This window comes from Patescibacteria group bacterium (assembly GCA_040753135.1).
Lineage (GTDB): Bacteria > Patescibacteriota > Minisyncoccia > UBA6257 > Brennerbacteraceae > JBFMGR01.
The window spans coordinates 1-13,336 of sequence record JBFMGR010000006.1 but is presented as its reverse complement, the minus strand read 5'-3'; the positions used below and the strand labels follow the sequence as shown (position 1 = coordinate 13,336).

The window sequence follows — 13,336 nt, the reverse complement described above, 5'->3', positions numbered from 1 at the left end:
AATAGTATCAAGGTATCATATTGGCGCCATTAGTAAAATTTGTATATTAGCATCTTTAATGATTAGCAGTTCTTATGGAAATTAAGCAAATTTTAAGTGTTATTCAGATTGTTCTTTCCGCTTTAACTGTGGTTTTTATTTTGCTTCAGAATCGGGGCGAAGGCCTATCCGGAGTTTTCGGCGGCTTGGGCGAATTTTACGCTACTCGCCGGGGGCTGGAAAAAGGAATTTTCATCGCCACGATTATCTCGGTAATTTTACTCGCTTTAAGCATTATTTTAGGATTATTTCTGGCTTAGTTTAAGCTTTATCACAGACAATGCGCATTTTTTCTTGGTTAAAAGAAAAACCCTCTTTTTTTAAAAGTTGGGCAAGTTTTTTTTCTTTTAAACGTTTTTTCGGTTCTGTTTTTGCCCTTTCTAAAAAAGAAAAAATTATTTTTGTTTTTCTGTTTGGCTTAGGCAGTTTGGGTTTGGTTTGGTTTGGCTATAAATTTTATCTTAACCGGACCAAGTTGATTCCCCGGATCGGCGGCGTTTACGCCGAAGGCGTTGTCGGGGCGCCAAGATATATTAATCCGGCGATTACCGATTTATCTCCGGCCGAAGAACTGATTGAGTCGATTGTTTTTTCTTCTTTGTTAAGGCCGGATAACCAAGGCGGAGTTGAGACCGATTTGGCTGAGTCGGTCGAGAGGTTTGAAAACGGAAAGGTTTATTTGGTTACTTTGAAAAAGGATTTATATTGGCAAGACAACGAACGTTTAACTGCTAATGATGTCGCTTTTAGTTTAGAGTTGCTGAAAAACCCGGAATTGAAAAATCCTAATGCTGAATTTTGGCGGGAGGTTCAGGTAGAAATTTTGTCTGATATCACTTTGAGATTTACCCTAAGTCGGCCTTATTATTTTTTCCCTTATTATTTGACTTTTAAAGTTTTGCCCAGGCATCTTTGGTCGGAAATTCAGGCCAATGCTTTTGTTTTTTCTGACTTGAATTTGAAACCAATTGGCTCCGGGCCGTATAAATTCAAACGCATGCTCCAAAACAAGGATGGTTTAATTAGTCAGATGAGCTTTGTCAGATTTGACAAATATTATTTAGAGGGCCCATATTTAGAGACAATCAACTTAAGATTTTTTTCCAACCAAACAGAAGCGGAAACCGCTTTACGGAAAAAAGAGATTGACAGCTTAGTTGGTTTTGCCAGCGAAGGAAAAGACTTTAACAGCTTTGAGGTTAAAACAATTCCCTATCTAAGGATTTTCGGTTTGTTTTTTAATACTGAAAACGAAATTTTATCCGATAGAAAATTAAGACAAGCGATTGATTTGGCGATTAATAAACAAGAGATAATTGATCGGGTTTTTGCCGGTCAAGCAAAAACTGCCAGCAGCCCGATAATTAAAACCGAGTTTATTGATCAGGGCGGAAGTCTTTTTGATCCGGATTCGGCCCGGCAGAATTTAAGCCAATTGGGTTGGCAGGATAAAGACGAAGACGGGATTTTAGAGAAAAGACTTTCAAGCAAAGATAAACTGCCGACCAAACTGGAGCTTTCTTTGCTTTTGCAGGATCTGCCGGAATTGATGTCTGTTGGTCAAATTATTAAAGAAAATCTTTCCAAGCTTGGTATCAGCGTTATTTTAAAACCAATGAGTCTTAATGAATTCAGTTCTCGGCTGCAGGCCCGCTCTTACCAAATGGTTTTAGTCGGTCAGGCAAATGTTTCCGGCAACCAGCCCGACCCATATCCTTTTTGGCACTCCAGCCAGACCAGCGCTCCGGGTTTGAACTTTAGTTTTTACCAAAATCAGGAAGCAGACAGGATTTTAGATCAGCTAAGGTTGAATTTTCAAGAGCAAGAACGCCAAGAGCTTTATCAGGATCTGGACCAATTAATTCGCCAGAATCAGCCGGCATCGTTCCTGTATTCGCCTCGGTTTGTTTGGGTGGTTAACCAATCTTTTATTTTGCCCGAGATTAAACAGTTGAATAATTTGGGTGATAAGTTTTCAAGAATTAACCTTTGGCATCTGTACCAAAAAAGAGTATGGGATTAACCGAGTTAGTTTTAAGAACGCCAAAAAGTTTTGCCTCTGGTTTGCAAGCTGGAGAGAAAATTTCTTGGTCAAACCGGGAAACCACTGTTGCGGCTGGTATGGGCGGTTCAATCTTGGCAGCCAAGCTGTCGGCTGATTTTTTGAACCTTGAAAAAAATCAGGATTTTGAGCTTATCGTTTGGCAGGATTATTTTTTGCCCAAGATTAAAAGCAAAGACCAGACTCAAGTTTTTTGTTTCTCTTATTCTGGCAACACTGAAGAAACCCTCTCTGCTTTTAGTCGGGCCAAAGAGCTCGGTCTGCCCGTTCTTAGTTTTGGCCGAGGCGGGCAGCTGGAAAAATTAGCCCAGAAAGAATACCTTAGCTTGCCTGATTTTTTTGCGCCAAGATTCGCTGTGCCGTATTTTTTGGGGTTGCTTTTCGGGGTTTTGTTCAAAGGAAGCTTTTCTGTTAAAAAAGAATTTGATTTTTCAGCTTTAGAAAATCAAGCGATCGAGTTGGCCAAAGCTTTGCTTGGGAAAATGGTTTTGGTTTACGGGCCAAACAGCTTAAGCTCTTTAATCAGTTTTTGGGAGATTAACCTTGATGAGACTGCCAAAGTTCCGGCTTTCCCCGGCGAAATTCCCGACCTTGATCATCACGATCTGGCTGGGTTTAGCCAGTTGGCTCAAAAAGATCAGTTTGTGGCGGTTTTTTTGAAAAACCCGGAAAGTCCGGCAGTTTTGAATAAAAGAATTGATTTGACTGCTGATTTTTTTGACAGGCATCTAAAGATTAAATCTCTGGTTTTAACGCTTCAGGGAAAAGATTATTTTGAGAAAATGATTAATCAGTTGGTTCTTGCTTATTTATGTTCTTTAAAGATTGCCGAATTAAAAAAGGCAGACCCTTTAGAAAATTTGATTCAAGAACGGTTAAAAAAAGGCCTGGCTAAATAATTTTATTAAAATTTGGAATAGGAGCAATAAAGGAATGTTCGGGCAGATTTGCCCCATATAACCGGCGGGCGTGTGGCGGAATTGGTATACGCGTACGGTTCAGGATCGTATGGGCTTGTCCCTTGAGGGTTCGAGTCCCTCCACGCCCACAGATAGTTATTACCTAACCTTGTTTTGGTTTTAAACCAATTAAGCAATTAAAAATAAAATTAAAAAATATATGACACCAAGAAAAACAATAAAAAAAGCCCCTGATTCAAATCTGTCTTTAAAAGTAATTCCTTTGGGCGGTTTGGATGAGGTCGGCCGGAATATGACTCTTTTAGAGTATGATAAGAACATTATTATTATTGATATGGGCTTGCGTTTTCCGGAAGAAGATATGCTGGGGATTGATTTTATTATCCCCAATATTGAGTATCTAAAAGATAAAAAAGATTGGGTTAAGGCGGTGTTTATTACCCATGCCCATTACGACCATATTGGCGCGATCCCTTATCTGGTTGAAAAATTGGGCTATCCGGCTATTTACACAACCTTGCTCTCTAAAGCAATTATTCTAAAGCGCCAAGAAGATTTCCCCCGGATGAAAAAACTCCATATTGAAGTGATAGACAAAGATAACCCCAAAACTATTGAGGTGGGCCCGTTTAAAGTTGACCCATTTCATGTTAACCACAATATTCCTGATGCGATTGGCTTGGCGATTCAGACTCCGGTTGGGCAAGTAATTCACACCTGCGATTTTAAGTTTGATTTCCAGCCAGTGGCAGATAAACCGGCGGATTTAGCCAGAATTGTTCAGTTGGCGTCCCGAGGAACTCTGTTGTTGCTTTCTGATTCAACCGGAGCGGAAAACCCGGGCCATTCAATGTCAGAACGGGTGATTATGGACAACCTGGACGAGGTTTTTGAGAATGCCAAAGGCAGGATTATTGTTTCTACTTTTGCTTCTTTGATCGGTCGGGTTCAGCAGGTAATTTGGCTGGCAGAAAAATATGGCCGGAAAGTAGCAGTTGAAGGATATAGTATGAAATCCAATGTGGCGATTGCCCGGGAACTGAAATATATTGAGACCCAAAAAGGAACCTTAATCAAGCCAGAAGACGCCTTAGATCTGCCTGACGACAAGGTCGTTGTTGTCTGTACCGGCGCTCAAGGCGAAGACCGGGCGGTCTTGATGCGGATTGTTAATAAAGAACACCGTTATTTTAAGATTAAACCCGGGGATACGGTAATTTTTTCTTCTTCAATTGTTCCTGGCAACGAGCGGGCAGTTCAGAATCTTAAAGATGGTTTGTACCGCCAAGGCGCGCATGTGTTTCATTACAAAATGATGGATATTCACGCTTCGGGCCATGCTTATGCTGAAGACTTGAAGCTGATGCTGAATTTGGTCCAACCTAAATTTTTAGTGCCGATTCACGGCCAGTATTTTATGCTTCGGGCTCACGCTGAATTGGCTCAATCTGTGGGTTTGTCGAAAGAAAATATTGTTATTGCTAGCAACGGCAGCATAATTGAAGTGCGGGCAGACAAGGTAGAGTTGACCGGCCAGCGGGTGCCAACTGACTACGTGATGATTGACGGTTCTGGCGTTGGCGATGTTGGCGAGGTGGTTTTAAGAGACAGGCAGATAATGTCTCAAGACGGGATTATGGTAGCGGTTGTTCTTTTAGACAAAAAAACTAATAAGGTTAAGCTTGAACCGGACATTATTTCCCGAGGCTTTGTTTATATGAGGGAATCAAGAGATTTGATTAAAGAAGTCAAGCGAAGGACCCGGGAAGCAGTTGAGCGGTATGCGAAAAAAGAAGCCAGCCGACGCCGAACAGGCAATAGCAATGATAATTTTTTAAAAAATATTGTCAGGGACGAACTGAACAACTTTCTTTTTTACAAAACCCAGCGCCGGCCGATGGTTATTCCGGTGATTATCCGGATTTAACCGGGTTTAAACATCTTTATCGGCAGAACGGAATCAAGCTTTGGCCAGTCATCTGCTCCGGCTTGTTTATACCCAATAACTCTAAAACAGTTGGGGCAATATCAGCTAAACTGCCCTGAGGATTTTTTTCATTGTTTTTGATCTCTGATTCAGTTCTTGGCCGGTAAAATCTTTGGTCAATCAAGAAAAAGGGTACCGGATTATCATTGTGTTTTGTGTCCGGTTGGCCGGTGATTGGGTTAAACATCTCTTCTAAATTCCCGTGGTCTGAAGTAATAATCAGGGGGGTTTTCAATTTCAGAGCCGCTCCGGAAATTTGGTTAAGAGTTTTATCCAAATAGCCAACTACTTTTTTCCCAATCTCAAAATCAGTTTGGTGTCCAGCTAAATCAGGATTGGCAAAGTTAGCCACAATCAAAGAGTAGATTCCTTCTTCTAGCGCCTGCAAAAGCCGGCTGGTTAGAGTTTCTGTCTGAAGCTGATAGTTTTTCTTTAAATCAATGGTCTTGCCAGAGGGGATAATTACTCGGAACTCGTTTTCATAAGGTTTTTCCTGCTGGCCGTTAAAATAATAAGTGATTAATTTGTCTTTGACTGATTCAGCTAATTTCAGCTGCCTTAAATTGTTTTTGCTGATAACCTCGCTTAGGTGATTTTCTGTTTTAGCTAAGCGAAAAATGGCCTTAATTCCCAATTCCTTGCTGTATTCGGTTAAACTGAAGATAAGCAGATTGTTTGGCCGGTTGAGATTAAAATGATTAAAATCCGGTTGGGCTAGGGCCTTAGCCGTTTGGATCATGCCTTCGCCGCGGAAATTAAAAAACAAAATCGCGTCATTTTCTCGAAGGATTAGGTCTTTTTTATCTTCTTCTGTGCCAATCAATTGAGGTTCAATAAATTCATCAGACAGGTTTTTTGCGTAAGTTTGGTTCAAAATGGTTTCATAACCTGAATGGGTTCTTGCCCGGCCCAAAAGCATGGCTAAATATTTTTCTGTTCTTTCCCAGTATTCGTTTGTGTCCATAGCATAATACCGGCCGGCCAAACTGGCGATTTTCCCGATGCCGATTTTTTTGATTTTTTCAATTGTTTGTTTCGCTTGTTGAGGCAGGGTTTCTTTACCATCAGTAATTAAATGAAACCGGGTTTTGTTTTCTAAACCCTGATCTTTGATGAATTTCAGAATTGCTTCCAAATGTTCCAAATCCGAATTAGTCACTGCTTCAGAGACTAAACCAATTAGATGGAGCTTTGAATCATAACCGGTTATCTGGTTTTTTATCTCAAAAAGCAGAGAGTTGTTAAAAAACGAACCGTTTCTGATTGATTGGGTTATTAGGGGCCGGTTTTGGTAAACAATTCTGCCGGCGCCAAGGGTTAAATGCCCGACTTCGGACGAGCCGGGCTCGCCCCAAGGCAAGCCAACCGCAATGCCCGAGGCCTGCAAGGCTAAATAAGGAAAATTGGTTTTGAACCAGTCAAATGTTGGCGTTGGGATCTGGCTGATTGGATTGCCTTGAGTTTTTTTGCCAATACCCCAGCCGTCTAAGATTAAAAGGGCTATAGTGTTCATAAGTTAATTTTACTTTATTTGAGAAACAATTTAAATATATTGTACCAGCGTCATATTATTATATAATATATTATTGTTAGTTCAGTTAAAATAGGGATTTATGAGAAATCTTAAAGAAAAGACAGGAGCGTTTAGACTAAGGAGGCTGGGCAAAAGTTATGGCTTTATCTCTCAACAACTGCAAATCCCCAAAAGCACACTTTCAAGTTGGTTTGCCGAGTTGAATTGGTCGCAGAGAATAAGAAGTCAGCTTATAGAGAACCGGAAAGAAAAAGCTAAAAAGCAAATTCAACTGATGAATGCGGCGAGAAAGAAAAGATTGGAAAATTATTATCTTCAAGCGGAGCGGGAAGCAGAGAAAGAATTTTACTTTTTAAAAAAGAACCGGCTTTTTATAGCCGGAGTAATGATTTATTGGGGGGAAGGCGATAAACTTCTAAAAAATGGGCAGCTTAGAATTAGCAATATTGATCCGATGATGATTAATATTTTCGTGCAATTTCTAAAGAATATTTTTAAGATTAATTCCGGGAAAATTAGAATTTGGCTTTTATTATATCCCGATTTAAGAAAGGACCGTTGTGTTCGCTATTGGCTAAGAAAGACTGGACTGCCGAAAACTTGCTTTACGAAGCCGGTCGTTATTAAAAGACGCGGTTTGAAAAAAAAGTTAAGTTACGGGGTTTGCAATGTTGGGATTACCAATAAGTATTTAAAAACAAAATTACTCAAGTGGATTGACTTATTAGTCAATGAAATTGTATATTGTAAATAAGAGACAATATGCGGGTGTGGTGGAATTGGTTAACACGTTGCCTTGCCAAGGCAAAGATTGCCGGTTCAAGCCCGGTCACCCGCTCCAAGATGCAAAAACTCGGCCATATCTCATTAATTGCCAAAGATATTGAAAAGCTGAAAAAATTTTATCAGGAACTTTTCGGTTTTGTTTTGGAGTTTGAAACCGAAGATAAACTTTACGTTCAGTATTCTGTTAATGATACAGATAATAAATTTGATTTAGAGCATATTTCTTTGCTCCAGACAGACCTTCCTAATTCAGCTTATCAGGGGTTTTTATTGCGGTTTGAAACCGATGATTTAGATAAAATTGCTAAACAATGTTTTAAATACGGCGGCAGAATTATTCGTGAGCCAATTAAGCAGGATTATGGCAGCATTGAGATGTACTTGGAAGACCCGGAAGGAAATTTGATTCAGATTTATCAACTTTTAAATTAAGATAGTCAAAGACGAAAATTGATAATTGGTAATTGGAAATTGGGAATTCTTATTAATGTTTTCTACTCAAGCTTTTATTTTGGACTATAAGGATATCGGCGAGTATGACCGGCAGTACTTTCTTTTGACTAAAGAAGCAGGCAAAATCCCGGCAATCTGTAAAAGCGTTTTAAAGCCAAAATCAAAATTAGCCGGCCATCTCGAGCCGCCTAATTTTTCCTGGCTGGAGTTGGTTGAATCAGTCCGGGGCTGGCAGATTACTCAAGCGCTGGAGCGAAACTCTTTCCCGGGGCTAAGAAAAGATCCGGTTGCTTTAAAATCAACTTTAAAAGCAGCTAGATTTTTGAATGATTTTTTACTCGGCGACGATTTAACAGAAGGCAAAAGCCAAGCCTTTGGTTTAGCTGTTTCTGATGATAAAACTGCTGCCCGGGTTTTTTCTCTTTGGCAGGATTTTCTTAATCATTTAGAAGTTTATGCCGGTTCAGACAGCAAAACTGATTTTGAGCTTGTTTACTCCCAGTTTATTTTGCGGGCGCTGGACCTTTTTGGCTTCTTGCCTGATATTTTTTCCTGTTCTGAATGCGGTAAGCAATTTGACGCCGACGGCGCCTTGCATTTTCAGGCAAGTTTTTTTTGTTTTGCTTGCGCCAGAAAAAAATCTTTATCCGGTCAGGTCATTTCAAATCAAATCTTGTTTTTAATCAAACAAATTTTAAGTTCAGTTTGGTTTGCCCGGGCAGATTCTGCTCAAGAAATTAAAATTTTAGCTAATCGTTTTTTGATTCAGGCTTATAACTTTGTGTTATAATTTGAAAAACTATGCCAGAAAACCAGGAGTTAAAACCTAAAACAGAATGGGTTGAGCCAGAGTTAGAAATAGAAAAAAAAGAGTTGCCAAAAATTCAGCTGCCCAAGTTTGAGTTTGGCTCGGAAAAAATAAAAAAACTTGGCTTTTTAGCCGGGCTGGTTTTAATCTCTGGCTTGGGAATTTTTTTGGTCTTTTCTTATTTAATTAACTTGAGTCAGCCAGAAACCTTGGGTTTGTCTATCTACGGCCAGGATTCAGTTAATCCCGGAGAAAAAGTTTTGTTTGAGTTGATTGTTTCTAATCGGAGCAAAAAACAAACTTTAACAGACATTACTATAACAATCCGAGCTGATAGCGGGACGATCTTGGCTGATGCTCCTAATTTGGCTTTATTTCAAAAACCGCTTCCCGATTTAGGGCCGGAAACAGATTATAAAGAGTTAATTCCGGTGATTTTCTGGGGCCAAGCGCAGGAAACCAGGCAGGTGGAGGTTATGGTCCGGTATCAGTCCGAAGGCGTTTCTACCAAGCTGGAAAAACAGATTGTTTGGGAACCAAGAATCAGCCGGGCCGGAGCTGAATTGAATTTTTCTTTGCCCCAAGAGGTTTTGAGCGGCGAAGATTTTGCCGGTTATTTTACTTATAAAAATATAACCAACAAATTAATCCCTGATTTCGATTTGGTTTTAGAAACGCCAAAAGATTTTTCTGTCTCTTTTGCTGACCCCGAGAAATTTAGAGAAGATTTGGCCAATGAATCAAAAAAGTTAGCCTGGGAGAGCAGTAATTTGGAGGCTCAAAAAGAGCAGCGGGTTAGTTTTCGGGGCAACGTTTCTGGCGGAGATTATCAGGGCAAGATTTTTAAAGCCCAACTGACTGTGCCGGTCAGGAACAGCCAGATTGTTTTGGCTGAAATTCAGGAAGATTTAGTGATTGTTGCTAACCCCTTGGCTTTAGGGATTATGATTCACGACCAGTCAGATTACCGCGCCAGCTTAAAAGACAATCTGCGCTACCAGATCAGTTTTAAAAACAATTACAATGTCAGTCTAAAAGATATAGTTATTACCGCTGACATTTCTGACCCCTGGTTTAACTTGAATAAGATTAAAACCGAGACCGGGTTTTTCTCTTCCCGGGACAAGAAAATTATCTGGAACGGCGGCAACACGCCCCAGTTGTTGGCGCTGGCTTCGGGCGAGTCGGGCCAAGTCCAGTTCTACATTGATTTAAAAGATTATTATCTTAATCAAGGGACGAATAATTCAGTTAAATTAAGGGTTGAGATTTCAGCGGCTAACAAGCCGGGCCAGATCGGTACCGAGGTTTTGGCAAAATCAGAGTTGGTTACGAAGATTAACGGTCAGTTGGTTTTAACGCCCAAGCTGGTTTTTCAAGATAATCCAGAAACCGGTTTTGTCAATTCTGGTTCATCAACACCAAAAGTTAACCAGGTGACTCAATACACGCTTTACCTGAATTTAAAAAGTCAAGCCAATGAGTTTAAAAATGTTTTGGTCAAGACTGTTTTCCCAACCAATGTCAGCTATGACGGCAAAATCAAAGGCGATTTAGATGGCACTAACTTTACTTTTAATCCCCGGACTGGCGAGCTTAACTGGCGGCTTGATTATCTACCCGCTTACGCGGAAAAGCAGATTGCGATTCAGCTTGGTTTGGTGCCGTCAATGGATCAAGTTGGCCGGTTGGTTTCAATTGTTAATCCGATTGAGACTATTGGCCAGGATTTGTTTACTGGCAATGATTTTTCTGTCCAGACCGGCAATATTTATTCAGACCTGCCGGATGACAATATTGTTGACCAGAATTCGGGAAGAGTGGTGCCGTAGGGCTTAATTTCCAATTCCCAATTTCTAATTTCTAATGAATTTTCAATGAATTAATGATTTAATGTTTGTAAATTTTAATTTGAAAATTTATTGAAAATTGATAACTGAAAATTGAAGATTTTTATGAGTAAAGTGGACAACAATTTAATGGACAAGATAGTATCTTTTTGCAAGAGGCGGGGATTTGTGTTTCCGGGTTCAGAGATTTACGGGGGTTTGGCTAATTCTTGGGATTATGGGCCCTTGGGGGTGGAGCTGAAAAATAAGATTAAAAATCTTTGGTGGCAGAAATTTGTTTTGTCCCGGGATGATATGGTGGGCATGGACGGCGCGATAATTATGAATCCGAGAGTCTGGGAGGCATCCGGGCATTTAGCTACTTTTAATGATTTGCTGGTTGAATGTTTATCGTGCCATCAAAGGTTTGACCAGGAAAAAATTGAAAACGGAAAATGCCCTAACTGCGGCAAAAACAAGTTTACTGAACCGAAAAAATTCAACACTATGTTCAAAACTTTTATTGGCACGGTTGAAGACTCTAAATCAACCGCCTATCTTCGGCCGGAAACTGCCCAGGCAATGTTTGTAAATTTTAAAAACATCTTAGATACCAGTAGAAAAACTTTGCCTTTTGGTATTGCTCAGATTGGCAAGGCTTTTAGAAATGAGATTACTCCGGGAAATTTTATTTTTAGGACTCGGGAGTTCGAGCAGATGGAGATTGAGTATTTTATTCCTGAACCAAAAACAGATGAAGACTGGCAAAAGTATTTTGAGTATTGGCAGAAGCAGATGCGAGATTGGATGAAGTTTATTGGTTTAGACTCAAACAAAGTTGAAGATTATGAGGTGCCGGATAATGAACGAGCTCATTATTCCAAGCGGACGATTGATTTTATGTACGATTTTCCGTTCGGCAAAAAAGAGCTTTATGGTTTGGCGTATCGGACTGATTTTGATTTGAAAAACCACCAGAAGTTTTCCGGTCAAAATTTGAAATATCGCGATATTGAAACTGGTAAAGAATTCTGGCCCCATGTGATTGAACCAAGTTTGGGCGTAGAGAGAACAGTTTTAGCAATATTGTGTGAAGCTTATGACGATTCTGATAAAGACCGCGTAGTTTTACATTTGAAGCCTTATTTAGCGCCTTTTCAAGTTGCAGTTTTCCCGCTTTTAGCCAATAAGCCTGATTTAGTTGCTAAAGCCCGTGAAGTTTACCAAATGCTTAAAAACCATAATTCATCATTCTTAATTCATAATTCATTTAACATTGCTTGGGACGATCGGGGGAATATTGGCAAGCGCTATTATTCTCAAGACGAGATTGGCACGCCGTTCTGTGCTACGATTGATTTTGAGACTTTAGAAAATAATACGGTGACAGTTCGAGATCGGGATACGACTGAACAAGAAAGGGTAAAGATAGACGAGTTGAAATCATATTTAATAAAGAAACTGACGATGCCTCAATAGGCCGTGGTAGAGTTCTCTTTTTTAAAGATTCTGGTTATAATTAAGCATATTTTTAATATGCCAGAAAAATTTTTTATTACCACCGCGATTCCTTATACTAACGCTGAACCGCATATCGGCCATTTGTTGGAGTTTGTTTGCTTATCCTGTTCCCTGGTTTGATAAAATCGTATCATTATGATACGATTATTTAACATAATAGATACGAATATGTTAAAACTAACCCAAAGAGAACAGGAAATACTTTTAATTTTTATAAAAAATAACAAGCTTCAATCTTCAGAGGTGCGTTCAGAGATGCTTAAGACCGGGAATTCGGTTGCTTTAGTTACTGTAAAAAGAACGCTTTCTAAAATGGCAAAAAACGGTTTTTTGTCTGTTTCCGGAGCCGGACGATCAGTTAGTTATGCTGTGAGCGCGTTAGGCAGGTTAGCTACTCAGGTGGATGCGAAAGAGTATTGTTCAGTTGAGCCGGACAAAAGATATGGCTTATCAGGATATAATTTTGAGTTATTTCCTTTTTTCCCAAAAGAAATTTTTTCTGATACTGAACTCGGGGTTTTAACAACTGCTACCAAAGAGTACAAACAAAAACTAAAACACTCAACTGTTTACATCAGAAAAAAAGAGCTGGAACGGCTGATTATCGAGCTTTCTTGGAAATCTTCAAAAATAGAAGGCAATACTTATACATTGCTGGATACAGAAAAATTAATTTTAGGGAACAAAAAGGCTGCCGGGCATGACGAGAAAGAGACTCGAATGATTCTCAACCATAAAGACGCTTTTAAGTTTATTTATGAACACCCTTCGTTTTTCAAGGAATTAACTAGAAAGAATTTGGAAGAACTCCATAAGATTTTAATTAAAAGATTAGGAGTGAATCCGGGTTTCAGAAAAGCGGGGGTCGGAGTTGTTGGTTCAAAATACCGCCCGCCAGATAATATTTACCAAATAGAGGAAGCGATTGAGTCGCTTATTAAGGCAGTTTCTAGAATGAAAACTGCTTATGCTAAAGCCTTGGTAGCTTTGCTTGGGGTTAGCTATATTCAGCCGTTTGAAGATGGCAATAAAAGAACGAGCCGACTGATAGCCAATGCTGTTTTGTTCGCCCATAACCTAGCGCCTTTATCTTATCGCAGCGTCGATGAAAACGATTATCGCGAAGCAACGTTGGTTTTCTACGAAATAAATTCGCTGGCGCCGTTTAAAAAGATCTTTATTGAGCAATATAATTTTGCCGCGCGCCATTATCTTGTCGGCTGATTTTTGGAGTTTGGGATTTGTATTTGCTAAAATACTGAATATGCCAGAAAAATTTTTTATTACCACCGCGATTCCTTATACTAACGCTGAACCGCATATCGGCCATTTGTTGGAGTTTATCCAAGCCGATGTAATTGCCCGGTTTAAAAAGCTTCAAGGCAAAGAAGTGTTTT

The 13,336-nt window shown here is 39.7% G+C and carries 13 protein-coding genes and 2 tRNA genes; 14 read left to right on the top strand and 1 reads right to left on the bottom strand.

The window, feature by feature from the left end; all coding sequences use genetic code 11:
* Positions 1-74: 74 nt before the first annotated feature.
* From secG to AB1721_02095, 5 genes are all read left to right on the top strand, one after another.
* Complete coding sequence (secG, locus tag AB1721_02115) at positions 75-299, top strand: preprotein translocase subunit SecG (protein MEW5805498.1); 225 nt, start codon at positions 75-77, stop codon at positions 297-299.
* A gap of 20 nt (positions 300-319) precedes the next feature.
* Entirely contained in the window at positions 320-2,062 is a 1,743-nt protein-coding gene (locus AB1721_02110; protein ID MEW5805497.1) for an ABC transporter substrate-binding protein, read from the top strand.
* Entirely contained in the window at positions 2,053-3,000 is a 948-nt protein-coding gene (locus AB1721_02105) for an SIS domain-containing protein (protein MEW5805496.1), read from the top strand. Before AB1721_02110 ends, AB1721_02105 begins: the two co-directional genes overlap by 10 nt.
* Positions 3,001-3,066: 66 nt before the next feature.
* Positions 3,067-3,149: transfer RNA gene (locus AB1721_02100), tRNA-Leu, on the top strand.
* Between the two features lie 71 nt (positions 3,150-3,220).
* Entirely contained in the window at positions 3,221-4,948 is a 1,728-nt protein-coding gene (locus tag AB1721_02095; GenBank protein ID MEW5805495.1) for a ribonuclease J, read from the top strand.
* A gap of 16 nt (positions 4,949-4,964) precedes the next feature.
* Here AB1721_02095 and gpmI read toward each other — a convergent pair whose 3' ends face one another.
* A complete protein-coding gene (gene gpmI / locus AB1721_02090; GenBank protein ID MEW5805494.1) occupies positions 4,965-6,521 on the bottom strand; it encodes a 2,3-bisphosphoglycerate-independent phosphoglycerate mutase in 1,557 nt (518 codons plus the stop codon).
* A gap of 100 nt (positions 6,522-6,621) precedes the next feature.
* On the opposite strand from gpmI, the gene AB1721_02085 reads away from it, so the two are divergent.
* The 9 genes from AB1721_02085 to AB1721_02045 all read left to right on the top strand — a co-directional run.
* On the top strand, positions 6,622-7,296 hold the full coding sequence (locus AB1721_02085; GenBank protein MEW5805493.1) for a hypothetical protein: 675 nt from the start codon (positions 6,622-6,624) through the stop codon (positions 7,294-7,296).
* Positions 7,297-7,306: 10 nt separating this feature from the next.
* Positions 7,307-7,383: transfer RNA gene (locus AB1721_02080), tRNA-Gly, on the top strand.
* Between the two features lie 2 nt (positions 7,384-7,385).
* Positions 7,386-7,760: a VOC family protein gene (locus AB1721_02075; GenBank protein ID MEW5805492.1), complete on the top strand. Its 375-nt coding sequence runs from the start codon at positions 7,386-7,388 to the stop codon at positions 7,758-7,760.
* Between the two features lie 55 nt (positions 7,761-7,815).
* Positions 7,816-8,571: a DNA repair protein RecO C-terminal domain-containing protein gene (locus tag AB1721_02070; protein MEW5805491.1), complete on the top strand. Its 756-nt coding sequence runs from the start codon at positions 7,816-7,818 to the stop codon at positions 8,569-8,571.
* Positions 8,572-8,582: 11 nt separating this feature from the next.
* A complete protein-coding gene (locus tag AB1721_02065; protein ID MEW5805490.1) occupies positions 8,583-10,421 on the top strand; it encodes a hypothetical protein in 1,839 nt (612 codons plus the stop codon).
* Between the two features lie 123 nt (positions 10,422-10,544).
* A complete protein-coding gene (locus AB1721_02060; protein MEW5805489.1) occupies positions 10,545-11,897 on the top strand; it encodes a glycine--tRNA ligase in 1,353 nt (450 codons plus the stop codon).
* A gap of 57 nt (positions 11,898-11,954) precedes the next feature.
* Positions 11,955-12,059: a class I tRNA ligase family protein gene (locus tag AB1721_02055; GenBank protein MEW5805488.1), complete on the top strand. Its 105-nt coding sequence runs from the start codon at positions 11,955-11,957 to the stop codon at positions 12,057-12,059.
* Positions 12,060-12,107: 48 nt separating this feature from the next.
* A complete protein-coding gene (locus AB1721_02050) occupies positions 12,108-13,163 on the top strand; it encodes a Fic family protein (GenBank protein ID MEW5805487.1) in 1,056 nt (351 codons plus the stop codon).
* The coding region (locus tag AB1721_02045; protein MEW5805486.1) for a class I tRNA ligase family protein at positions 13,120-13,336 on the top strand (217 nt) is incomplete at its 3' end. The genes AB1721_02050 and AB1721_02045, both read left to right, overlap by 44 nt.

Coding starts and splice junctions, on each gene's coding strand:
- secG (MEW5805498.1), top strand. CDS start 75: ATGGAAATTAAGCAAATTTTAAGTGTTATTCAGATTGTTCTTTCCGCT.
- AB1721_02110 (MEW5805497.1), top strand. CDS start 320: ATGCGCATTTTTTCTTGGTTAAAAGAAAAACCCTCTTTTTTTAAAAGT.
- AB1721_02105 (MEW5805496.1), top strand. CDS start 2,053: ATGGGATTAACCGAGTTAGTTTTAAGAACGCCAAAAAGTTTTGCCTCT.
- AB1721_02095 (MEW5805495.1), top strand. CDS start 3,221: ATGACACCAAGAAAAACAATAAAAAAAGCCCCTGATTCAAATCTGTCT.
- gpmI (MEW5805494.1), bottom strand. CDS start 6,521: ATGAACACTATAGCCCTTTTAATCTTAGACGGCTGGGGTATTGGCAAA.
- AB1721_02085 (MEW5805493.1), top strand. CDS start 6,622: ATGAGAAATCTTAAAGAAAAGACAGGAGCGTTTAGACTAAGGAGGCTG.
- AB1721_02075 (MEW5805492.1), top strand. CDS start 7,386: ATGCAAAAACTCGGCCATATCTCATTAATTGCCAAAGATATTGAAAAG.
- AB1721_02070 (MEW5805491.1), top strand. CDS start 7,816: ATGTTTTCTACTCAAGCTTTTATTTTGGACTATAAGGATATCGGCGAG.
- AB1721_02065 (MEW5805490.1), top strand. CDS start 8,583: ATGCCAGAAAACCAGGAGTTAAAACCTAAAACAGAATGGGTTGAGCCA.
- AB1721_02060 (MEW5805489.1), top strand. CDS start 10,545: ATGAGTAAAGTGGACAACAATTTAATGGACAAGATAGTATCTTTTTGC.
- AB1721_02055 (MEW5805488.1), top strand. CDS start 11,955: ATGCCAGAAAAATTTTTTATTACCACCGCGATTCCTTATACTAACGCT.
- AB1721_02050 (MEW5805487.1), top strand. CDS start 12,108: ATGTTAAAACTAACCCAAAGAGAACAGGAAATACTTTTAATTTTTATA.